Here is a 9,869-nt window from a genome sequence, read left to right as displayed (position 1 = left end):
AGAGTGAATCCATCGACATATGGCGCGCCGGGTAGCTGGCGGCGCCGATAATATCTGACAGGAACTGTTCCGAACCCGCATCGCCATGCAGGACGTGATTCTCCGCGCCTTCCTCATAGTTGAGGACGAACTGCACCGCGATCCGCGCCCACCCGGCCAGCGCGCGTGCGGCGGCTCCCCTGCGTAACCTCGCAGATCGCGAGGATAGTGTTCCTGGTTCTCTCCCATCTCCTGCCCCTTTTAAAATGGATTTAACGACTGAAACTGTCCGCTTAACGCTTTTTTCTCCGGGAACGCTAAGTCCCCATGCTTGCTGGTCGCCAGGCCCAGCGCGACCAGCGACTCCACCATCTTCACCGCCGCGCTGACGCCATCGATCACCGGCACCCGCAGCTCGCGGGTCAGCTCCTGCGCCAGGGTCGCCATCCCGCCGCAGCCAAGAACAATCGCCCCGCTACCATCCTCTTTCAGCGCGCGAATGCAGCGCTCACGCACTTTCTCCTGCGCCAGGCCACTGCCGTCTTCCAGCGCCAGCACCGGCAAGTCAATGGCATGCAGCGCCGCGCAGTGTTGATGAAATCCGTACTGGTGCAGCAAATGACGGGCGATGATCAGCGTGCGCGGCAGCGTGGTCACAATGGAGAAACGGGTGGCGACCATCGTCGCCATATGCATTGCCGCCTCCGCGATACCGATCACCGGCCCCTGGGCCAGCTCCCGCGCCGCCAGCAGCCCCGGGTCGCCGAAGCAGGCGATCACATGCCCATCCACCCCCTGCTCGCGTCCGGCCCTGATCTGCTCCAGCACGCCGACCGCCGCGATGGCTTCGTCAAAGTGGCCCTCAATTGACGGCACCCCGGCGCGGGGACAGACCGCAAGGATCTCGGTGCCCGGCGCAGCGACCGCACGCGCGGCGGCGCCTATCGTTTCAGTCATCGCCAGGCTGGTGTTGGGGTTAATCACTTGTATACGAACGGAAGACATCACGACTCCTTGTGGCCGGCGAACAGCCGGGAAAAATCGGGCAGGCTGACGCCATCGCGCTCGAAGCACAGGCTGGCGACAATATGATCAAAATGGTGCATCAGCGCCTCGCTGAGCGGCTGCAGGGCTTTATCCCGCAGCAAACCGACCAGCTGCTGGTGATCGTCGCAACGGCAGCCCTGTCGCCAGGGGGCGCCCCAGGCGGCAATCACTAAAGAGGAGCGCTGGCTGAGGCGGGTCACCATCTCGGTGAGCACCGGGTTGCCGGAGATAGCCTGCAGCTGAATATGAAAGTCAGCGGAGTGGCGGATCGCCGCCGGGCCGTCGTGCGCCGCATGGGCCTGCTGTTCACGCTGAATAATGTTCTCCAGCGCCGCCAGATGCGGCGGCTGACAGCGCGCGATCACATCGGGGAGATTGGCGACCTCGAGCAGCGCCCGGGTGCGAAAGATCGCCTGGGACTCTTCCACGCTCGGGCTGGTGACGTGTGCACCACGTTTGGGCGTCAACGTGACCAGTTGCACAGCGGCGAGTCGTTGCAGCACCTTTCTGATGCCGGTGCGGCTCACGGCGAACACCTCCGCCAGCGCCTCTTCCGGCAATTTGCTGCCCGGCGGCAGCTGATGTTCGACGATAGCCGTCATCAGCGCCTGGTAAATGCTTTCGTCCTTGTCCTGCAGCGCTGGCGCGGCCTGGAGACGATGTTCATTATTCATTAACCCACTCCGGTTTCACTTATCGATAGCAGATCGTATACATAAAATTTATTTTTTGTATACAAGATTCATCATTCTGGCCTGGATCCTGCAATAGCCTCAGCAATCCATATCAAAGGGTTTTCATTCAGAGGAGCAGGTTTCATGCCACATTCATCCCACACGCAGCAGACGAAGACTCACGAGGCGGCCGCCGGCTACAGTCCGCGGCTATGTAATGACGATCTGGCGCCGACCCGCGACCAGAACTGGAGCTGGTACAATATCTTTTCATTCTGGATGTCGGACGTGCACAGCATGGGCGGCTACGTAGTGGCGGCGAGCTTCTTTACGCTTGGGCTGGCCAGCTGGCAGGTTCTGCTCTGCCTGCTGGTGGGCATCTGTATTGTCCAGCTGTGCGCCAACCTGGTGGCGAAGCCGAGCCAGATGGCCGGGGTGCCTTACGCGGTGATTTGTCGTCAGGCGTTTGGCGTTTTCGGCGCCAATATCCCGGCGGTGATCCGCGGGCTGATCGCCTTTGCCTGGTACGGCATTCAGACCTATCTGGCGGCGAATGCCCTGATGCTGGTCCTGCTCAAGTTCTGGCCCTCCCTAGCCTCGCTGACCAGCAGCAGCTTTCTCGGGCTGTCGCCCCTCGGCTGGCTGTGCTTCGCCACTATGTGGCTGCTGCAGGCGATGGTGTTCTGGCATGGCATGAACGCCATCAAACGCTTTATCGATATCGCCGGTCCGGCGGTTTATGTGGTGATGCTGGCGCTGGCCGGCTGGATTGTATACAAGACTGGTCTGGACGGTATCTCCTTTACCCTCGCCAGCAAATCCCTGAGCGCCGGCGAGCAGACCTGGCAGATGATCACCGCCACGGCGCTGGTGGTCTCCTACTTCTCCGGGCCGCTGCTTAACTTCGGTGACTTTTCCCGCTACGGCAAAAGCATGGGCGAGATCCGCCGCGGTAACCGCTGGGGACTGCCGTTTAACTTCCTGCTATTCTCGGTGGTGACCGTGGTGATTGTCTCCGGCACCCAGTCGCTGTTCGGCAAAATGATCACCGACCCGATCGAAACCGTCAGCCGCGTGGGTAACGATCTGGCGGTGGCCATCGGCCTGCTGACCATGATCACCGCCACCATCGGCATCAATATCGTGGCTAACTTCGTCTCGCCGGCCTTCGATTTTTCCAACTGCGCGCCGCAGAAAATCAGCTTCCGTACCGGCGGGATGATTGCCGCGGTGGGCTCGATACTCCTGACGCCGTGGAACCTGTTTAACTCGCCGGAGCTGATCCACTATACCCTCGACGTGCTGGGCGCCTTTATTGGCCCGCTGTTTGGCATCCTGATCGCCGACTTCTACCTGATCAAACGCGGCCGGGTGTCAGTGGACGATCTGTTTGACGATACGCCGCAGGGTAAATACTGGTACCGCAACGGCTTTAACCCGAAAGCGATTGCCGCCCTGCTGCCGTCGGTGGGCCTTGGGCTGATTATCAGCTTTATTCCGACCCTGCATGAAGTGGCGAACTTCAGCTGGTTTATCGGCGTCTTTCTCGGCGCCACCGCCTACCGCTGGCTGGCTCGCGACGAGCGTGAAGTGCAGGCGAAAGCCGCCTTCCGCTCCGGCGCGGTGGCGCAAAAAGAGTAACCTTCCCCTTCTGCCGCGGCGTCTGGCCGCGGCAGGCTGCAAACTGGCACCAATCTTGCTGTTTATCACTATTCCCAGAGCGTTAAGAGAAGGCAGGTTCGATGATGGATTACCAGACCGCGGTGCGCGGTGCATTTTTTGATATCGCCGGCGTGGCGGAGACCCCGGATGAGGTGGCCGCCCAGGCCCGCTATCTCGATGATGGCCTGTTGTTCCTGCAGGAGGGGAAAATTATCGCCCTGCTGCCATGGCAGCAGGGGGAAGCCTTTCTGCATCCCCTGAAGGGCTATGTCGATCTGAGGGGTAAGCTGCTGCTGCCGGGGTTCGTTGATGCCCACGTTCACTATCCGCAGACCGAGATGATCGGCGCCTTTGGCGAACAGCTGCTTGAGTGGCTCACCACCTACACCTTCCCGGTGGAGAGCCAGTTTGCCGATGCGGAGTATGCCCAGGAGATAGCGCAGTTTTTTGTAAATCAGCTGATAAGCCATGGCACCACCACCGCGCTGGTGTTTTGTACCCTGCATCCGGCCTCGGTGGAGGCGTTATTCAGCGAAGCGCTGCGTCTGAATATGCGCCTGATCGCCGGGAAAGTGATGATGGATCGCCATGTGCCCGACTACCTGTGCGAAACCGCCGGGGAGAGCTACGAGCAGACCCGGGCGTTGATCCGCCGCTGGCATCAGCGCGGCAGGCTGGGCTATGCCATCACCCCGCGCTTTGCCCCCACCTCAACCCCGGGGTTGCTGGAGGCGGTGCAGCGCCTGCGGGCCGAGTTTCCCGACACCTGGCTGCAGACGCATCTCAGTGAAAACCGGGAGGAGATCGCCTGGGTTAAACAGCTGTGGCCTGAGCATGCGCGCTATCTGGATGTCTATCATCACTATCAGCTCACTGGCGAACGCAGCGTCTTCGCTCACGGGATCCATCTCGATGATGCCGAGTGGCAGTGCCTGCATGACACCGGGTCCGCCGTCGCCTTCTGCCCGACGTCGAATCTGTTTCTCGGCAGCGGGCTGTTCCGCCTGCCCGCCTGCTGGCAGCACCAGGTGCGGATGGGCATCGGCAGCGACGTCGGAGCCGGGACCACCTTCAGCATGCTGCGGACGCTGGGCGAGGCCTACAAGGTAGGACAACTGCAGAGCTATCGCCTGCGCGCCAGCGAGGCCTTCTATCACGCCACCCTTGGCGGGGCGCGCGCCCTGCGGCTGGAGGAGAAAATTGGCAATTTCCAGCCGGGCAAAGAGGCGGATTTTGTGGTGATTGACCCGGCGGTCACCCCGCTGCAGCGCCTGCGCATAGGCCGCTGCCATGACATTTATGAGCAGCTGTTCGTGCTGATGACCCTGGGTGATGAACGCAATATCAGCGAGACGTGGGTGAATGGCGAGCGGGTGTGGTGTCAGGACTGACCCCTCAGCCAGTCCCACTTCCTGAAAAGAACGAGAAAACGCACCATACCTTGTTTGCCACCTTAACGCAGGCTAACCCACTACAGGCGGGGGCTTATTCAGGCGGCGCCATCTCTACTGCGCCGTCGCTCAGAGCTGTCAAAAGGCATGCGCGTCACCCGATTACGCCCGTCATTTTTTGCCGCATACAGCGCTTTATCGACGCGGGAAAACAGTTGATCAACCGTTTCGCCGTCATGATGTTCAGCCACGCCGATGCTGACGGTCACCGACAGCGTCTGGTATTCGCTAACCGCCTGGCGGATCCCCTCCGCCAGTATCAGCGCGCGGCCGATCGGCGAATGGGGCAAAAAAAGCAGAAACTCTTCTCCACCCCAGCGATAAATTTTATCTTCGCGGTCGACCGACGTTTCCAGAATACGAGAGAGCACCAGCAGGACCTCATCGCCTTTTTGATGGCCGTGAATATCATTAATGCTCTTGAAATGATCGATATCGATTAACAGCAGACAATAACCCCGGGGGATAAAAGTTGGCGCCTCAACCAGACGGTGAAACTCCCGGCGATTAAGCAAGCCGGTTAACGGATCGTGGGCGGCGGAAAATTCCAGCTCTTTTTTCAGATGCACTTCTTCGGTGATATCGTGAATGATGCATAGCATCAGTCGAATATTATACAGCACCACCGGCCCGGCATAAGTTTGGACATGACGTAGCGAGCCGTCAGCCAGAATATGCGTAAAATTAAGCGGTTTATGACCGCCAGGCAGACTGGCAATATTATTCATAATGGGGATGACGTCCCGGCCCAGGGTATTTATTTGCCAGGTATGTTTGGTGCGCATTTCCTCATCGGAATAATGATAAAAACGTAGCGCGGCAATATTGGCATCGACAATCCGGCCATCTTTATGAGGGTCGATCAACAGCATCGGCGCGGTATTGGTCATAAAAAAGCGAGCGAAAAAGCCATTGTTACGCCGCTGGTAGCGGCGGGAGCCGGTATGAATCGACTGATTTTGCGCCAGCAGCTTCACGGCTTCAAACAGCAGCAAGCAACCACAGTCTTCGGTATCAATCAGGGTGGTTTTGCAATACACCGACTGCAACCCATTGGCGGTGGGTAACGTCCAGACTTCGAATATCTCGCTCATGGTGTCGAGATAGCGAAGGTAGTGCTGCAGTTGCGTTTCCGGACAGGTGGAATAAATACCGTTACGCATCTCATTGAGCGACATCTCGCCGCTCAATGTCCGGGAAGCCTGATTGGCATAGACCACCCTTTCGTTAAAAGGATGAACTACCCATATCGGGGTGCTTAAGACCTCAAAAACAGCCAGCTCTTTTAATAACATACAGGCCCCAAACCGACCCACTGCCGGCGCGGAACGGCACTTAACGCTGTGCAGCCCCAACGCTGGTTTAAAGTGAAAGCAAAATAGACACCGAGAAACCGCAATTACGCGCGAGCGCGCCAAGTATAGTCGGTTATGCGCCCAGTAAAGCCCTCTGAGGGTGACTTTGCGCGCAGTTTAACCAACAGAAGCGATGCTGCCTTTAATAATAATTTTATTTCAACAGCATAGCAGCAATGCCAGAACGGGTAGTCGCTTTTGATCACAGAGTGTGCATCGCCAACAGGGGTTACCCGGCAGGCGCAGCGGCATAGGCCAGGGCGGGCAGAGAGTCGCTTTTCTGCCCAGGCTAACCGTGATAGTTTCTATCATTACGCTCATTCATAGCGACAATTACCTTGAAAAAAATCGCCACTAAAATCACCCTTGCCGACATTGCGCGTGAAGCGCGCGTCGGCGTAGCCACCGTCGACCGGGTGCTCAATAAGCGCGCGGCGGTGAAAGAGTCCACGGCGCGGCGCGTGCTGGAGGCCGCCCGCCGGCTGGGTTTTACCCTCGAGCAGCCCCACTATCGCCTGGCTGCCGGCAAAGCGCCGGTCACGATCAGAATGGGCTTTATCCTGCTGCAGGAGAGCCACTCCTTCTACCTGCCGTTGGCCCGGGCGCTGACGCGCGAGGCTGCCCCATGGCTACCGGCGGGCCAGGCGCCGGTGATACTGCATTTTGCCATCGATGCGGTGGAAGCGATGGCTCAGGCCATTCACCGACTCAGCGATGAAGTGGAGGTGCTCGGCCTGGTGGCGCTGGATCACCCGCTGATTCGCCACGCGGTGGCCCGGGCCGCCGCCCGCGGCGTGCGCGTGTTCACCCTGCTTTCCGAGCTGTCGGTCCCCCAGCGCAGCGGGTATATCGGCCTCGATAATCATAAAGCCGGGCGCACCGCCGCCTGGTTTATCGAGCGCTTATGCCGGGGGAATGGCGAAATTGGCATTATCATTGGCGATAATCGTTTTACCTGCCAGGAAAGCTGTGAGATCAGCTTTCGCTCCTGCCTGCGAGAACAGGGCAAGGGGCAACAGATCCTTGAGCCGGTTCGCAGTCATGAACGGGCGGATATCGCCAGGACCGTGACGGAACAGATGCTGACTCAGTACCCGGCCCTGCAGGCGATCTACGCCCCCTGCGGCGGCGTCGAAGGGATCGTCGACGCGCTGCGCGACAGCGGCCGTCAGCAGGAGATCGCTCTGGTCTGCCACGGTCCGCTCAGCGACAGTGAACTGGCCCTGATCGATGGCACCATCGACATCATGCTTAACCACCGGCTGGATGAGTTTGCCGCCGTTACGCTGCGCGCCATGGCGGACGCCGCTTCACGCCCCCATAGCGAGGTTATTTCACTCCCTCAGCCTTTCGATATCATCACCAAAGAAAATATGTAAATTTCCGGCTCCGTCTCCAGCGGAGACGGGTATCGGGCGGACCGCGCCACATCTCGATTTGATAAAAAATTATCAAAAAATCCATCAATTAAAATCATGATGATTATCATAAAATCAAAATTCCATCATTGTTGATAATGAAATCTTTATTCAATACTCAGCGGCATCCCTTGTATGAAAAAGGAAGCCGACATGATACATCCTATCGCTAACGCCCCCTGCAGCTGGGGCGTCGATGACCCGAAAAACCCTAACCTCCCTGCCTGGGCTACCGTGCTGAAGGAGGCGGCGCAGGCTGGCTATCGCAGCATTGAGCTCGGCCCCTGGGGTTATCTCCCCAGCGATCCGGCCAGCCTGCGCGCGGCGCTGGAGCAGCATCAGCTGTCGCTGGTCGCCGGCACGATCTTTGACGATCTGGTGAGCGAGGCCCATTTCCCCACCCTGGTGGCGCTGACCCATCAAATCTGCCGCAATCTGTCGCAGGTAGCCGCTGCCGAACCGATCCCGGGCCGCCCTTTCCTGCCGCCCTATCTGGTGATTATCGACTTCGGCAACCCCGAACGGGCGCGCTTTGCCGGGCGCGGCGCGCTGGCTCCGCGCCTCAATGACAAAGACTGGCAGCGCATGATGGAGCACATTATCGCCCTTAGCACCCTCGCCTGGCAGGAGTACGGTGTGCGGGCGGTTATCCATCCGCACGCCGGGGGCAGCATTGAATTCGCGGATGAGATCGAGCGGCTGGCCAACGATATCCCGCACGACGTCGCCGGGTTGTGTCTGGACACCGGACATCTCTATTACGCCGGGATGGATCCGCTCGACTGGCTGGATAGCTATTACCACCGCCTGGACTATCTGCACTTCAAGGATGTCGACCCGCAGGTTTATCAGCGCGCTATCCATGAGGGTATTGACTTCTTCACTGCCTGCGCCGAAGGGGTGATGTGCCCGCTCGGCAGCGGCGCCATTGACTATCCGGCTATCAAAGACTTTCTTGCCCGCCGGGGGTATCAGGGCTGGATAACCATTGAACAAGAGCGCGACCCGCGCCATGCCGCAGGCAGCCTGCAGGCGGTCACGGAAAGTCTGCGCTATCTGCGCGACGTCGGATTCTGACAGGAGGCACGACATGATTAACGGTTTAAAACCTCTCGACCGCACCCTGCGCTGGGGCATGGTCGGCGGCGGCGGCAGCAGCCAGATCGGCTATATTCACCGCTCTGCAGCGCTGCGCGATAACACCTTCACGCTGCTGGCCGGCGCCTTTGATATTGATGCCGAGCGCGGACGCCAGTTCGGCCAACGGCTGGGGGTGGATCCCGACCGCTGTTACGCCGACTATCAAAGCCTGTTCCGCAGCGAGGCTGCCCGGCCTGACGGCATTCAGGCGGTGTCAGTTGCCACGCCAAATAACACCCACTATGCCATCTGCCGGGCCGCGCTGGAGGCCGGGCTGCACGTGGTGTGCGAAAAGCCGCTGTGCTTCAGCAGCGAGGAAGCTGACGAGCTGGTGGCGCTCAGCCAGCGGCGGCGCAAGATTATCGGGGTGACCTACGGCTATGCCGGCCACCAGCTGATCCTGCAGGCCCGGCAGATGATCGCCGACGGGCTGCTGGGCGATATCCGTATCGTTAATATGCAGTTTGCCCACGGTTTTCACGCCCAGCCGGTGGAACAGGAAAATGCCAGTACCCGCTGGCGGGTCGATCCCCGCTTCGTCGGCCCCAGCTATGTGCTGGGCGACCTGGCCACCCATCCGCTGTTTCTGGTCGAAACCATGGCCCCGCAGCTGAAGATCACCCGGCTGATGTGCGCCAGGCAAAGCTTCGTCAAAAGCCGCGCGCCGCTGGAAGATAACGCCCATGTACTGATGGAGTATGACAACGGGGCCATCGGCTCACTTTGGAGCTCCGCCGTCAACTGCGGTTCGATGCACGGGCAAAAGGTGCGAATCATCGGTGAAAAAGCCAGTCTCGAATGGTGGGATGAACAGCCCAACCAGCTACGCTACGAAATCCAGGGCGAACCCGTGCGCATCCTCGAGCGCGGTATGGACTATCTCGATCCGCTGGCGCGTCAGGATGATCGCATCGGCGGCGGCCATCCCGAGGGACTGTTTGAGGCATGGTCAAATCTCTATCGCCGCTTCGCCATCGCCATGGATGCCGCCGACCGTCGCGACGAGGCGCTGCTGGCCGACTTCTGGTACCCGGACGCCCGCGCCGGGGCGTTCGGCATCCGCTGGGTGGAAAACTGCGTGCGTTCTGCCGACAACGGCGCCTGCTGGGTCGACTTCCGCTAACTCGCCGGCTCAGGGCGTTC

General features: G+C 59.7%; 7 protein-coding genes and 1 pseudogene. 5 read left to right on the top strand and 3 right to left on the bottom strand.

The features are described from left to right. Positions 1 to 113 precede the first annotated feature (113 nt). Both hpxA and KHQ28_RS12170 read right to left on the bottom strand, forming a co-directional pair. Positions 114 to 984: pseudogene (hpxA, locus tag KHQ28_RS12175) on the bottom strand (allantoin racemase). Continuing rightward, complete coding sequence (locus tag KHQ28_RS12170) at positions 984 to 1,700, bottom strand: GntR family transcriptional regulator (protein WP_004179987.1); 717 nt, start codon at positions 1,698 to 1,700, stop codon at positions 984 to 986. Before KHQ28_RS12170 ends, hpxA begins: the two are co-directional and overlap by 1 nt. Before the next feature lie 144 nt (positions 1,701 to 1,844). Here KHQ28_RS12170 and KHQ28_RS12165 point away from each other — a divergent pair, with 144 nt between their 5' ends. Together KHQ28_RS12165 and guaD are read left to right on the top strand one after the other, a co-directional pair. Beyond that, positions 1,845 to 3,341 carry an NCS1 family nucleobase:cation symporter-1 gene (locus KHQ28_RS12165; RefSeq protein WP_004891791.1) on the top strand — a complete coding sequence of 499 codons (1,497 nt, stop codon included), beginning with the start codon at positions 1,845 to 1,847 and terminating at the stop codon, positions 3,339 to 3,341. Positions 3,342 to 3,442: 101 nt separating this feature from the next. Further along, positions 3,443 to 4,753, top strand: coding sequence for a guanine deaminase (guaD, locus tag KHQ28_RS12160; protein ID WP_023301907.1), 1,311 nt, complete (start codon positions 3,443 to 3,445; stop codon positions 4,751 to 4,753). Between the two features lie 98 nt (positions 4,754 to 4,851). Here the strand turns inward: guaD and KHQ28_RS12155 are convergent, their stop codons facing one another. Beyond that, positions 4,852 to 6,108 (bottom strand): sensor domain-containing diguanylate cyclase, encoded by a 1,257-nt coding sequence (locus KHQ28_RS12155; protein ID WP_021314003.1) that lies wholly within the window; start codon positions 6,106 to 6,108, stop codon positions 4,852 to 4,854. A 398-nt stretch (positions 6,109 to 6,506) separates the two neighbouring features. Between KHQ28_RS12155 and KHQ28_RS12150 the strand changes: the two genes are divergently transcribed. The 3 genes from KHQ28_RS12150 to KHQ28_RS12140 all read left to right on the top strand — a co-directional run bounded on the left by KHQ28_RS12150 (position 6,507) and on the right by KHQ28_RS12140 (position 9,849). After that, positions 6,507 to 7,547: a LacI family DNA-binding transcriptional regulator gene (locus KHQ28_RS12150; RefSeq protein ID WP_032418935.1), complete on the top strand. Its 1,041-nt coding sequence runs from the start codon at positions 6,507 to 6,509 to the stop codon at positions 7,545 to 7,547. A 192-nt stretch (positions 7,548 to 7,739) separates the two neighbouring features. Then, on the top strand, positions 7,740 to 8,663 hold the full coding sequence (locus KHQ28_RS12145) for a TIM barrel protein (RefSeq protein WP_032418934.1): 924 nt from the start codon (positions 7,740 to 7,742) through the stop codon (positions 8,661 to 8,663). A gap of 13 nt (positions 8,664 to 8,676) precedes the next feature. Further along, positions 8,677 to 9,849, top strand: a complete 1,173-nt coding sequence (locus KHQ28_RS12140; RefSeq protein WP_032418933.1) for a Gfo/Idh/MocA family protein — start codon at positions 8,677 to 8,679, stop codon at positions 9,847 to 9,849. Positions 9,850 to 9,869: the final 20 nt, after the last annotated feature.

Source organism: Klebsiella sp. 28 (assembly GCF_018223905.1).
Classification (GTDB): Bacteria; Pseudomonadota; Gammaproteobacteria; order Enterobacterales; family Enterobacteriaceae; genus Klebsiella; species Klebsiella pneumoniae.
This window is presented reverse-complemented; position numbering and strand designations above follow the sequence as displayed.

Coding starts and splice junctions, on each gene's coding strand:
- KHQ28_RS12155 (WP_021314003.1), bottom strand. CDS start 6,108: ATGTTATTAAAAGAGCTGGCTGTTTTTGAGGTCTTAAGCACCCCGATA.
- KHQ28_RS12145 (WP_032418934.1), top strand. CDS start 7,740: ATGATACATCCTATCGCTAACGCCCCCTGCAGCTGGGGCGTCGATGAC.
- guaD (WP_023301907.1), top strand. CDS start 3,443: ATGATGGATTACCAGACCGCGGTGCGCGGTGCATTTTTTGATATCGCC.
- KHQ28_RS12165 (WP_004891791.1), top strand. CDS start 1,845: ATGCCACATTCATCCCACACGCAGCAGACGAAGACTCACGAGGCGGCC.
- KHQ28_RS12140 (WP_032418933.1), top strand. CDS start 8,677: ATGATTAACGGTTTAAAACCTCTCGACCGCACCCTGCGCTGGGGCATG.
- KHQ28_RS12170 (WP_004179987.1), bottom strand. CDS start 1,700: ATGAATAATGAACATCGTCTCCAGGCCGCGCCAGCGCTGCAGGACAAG.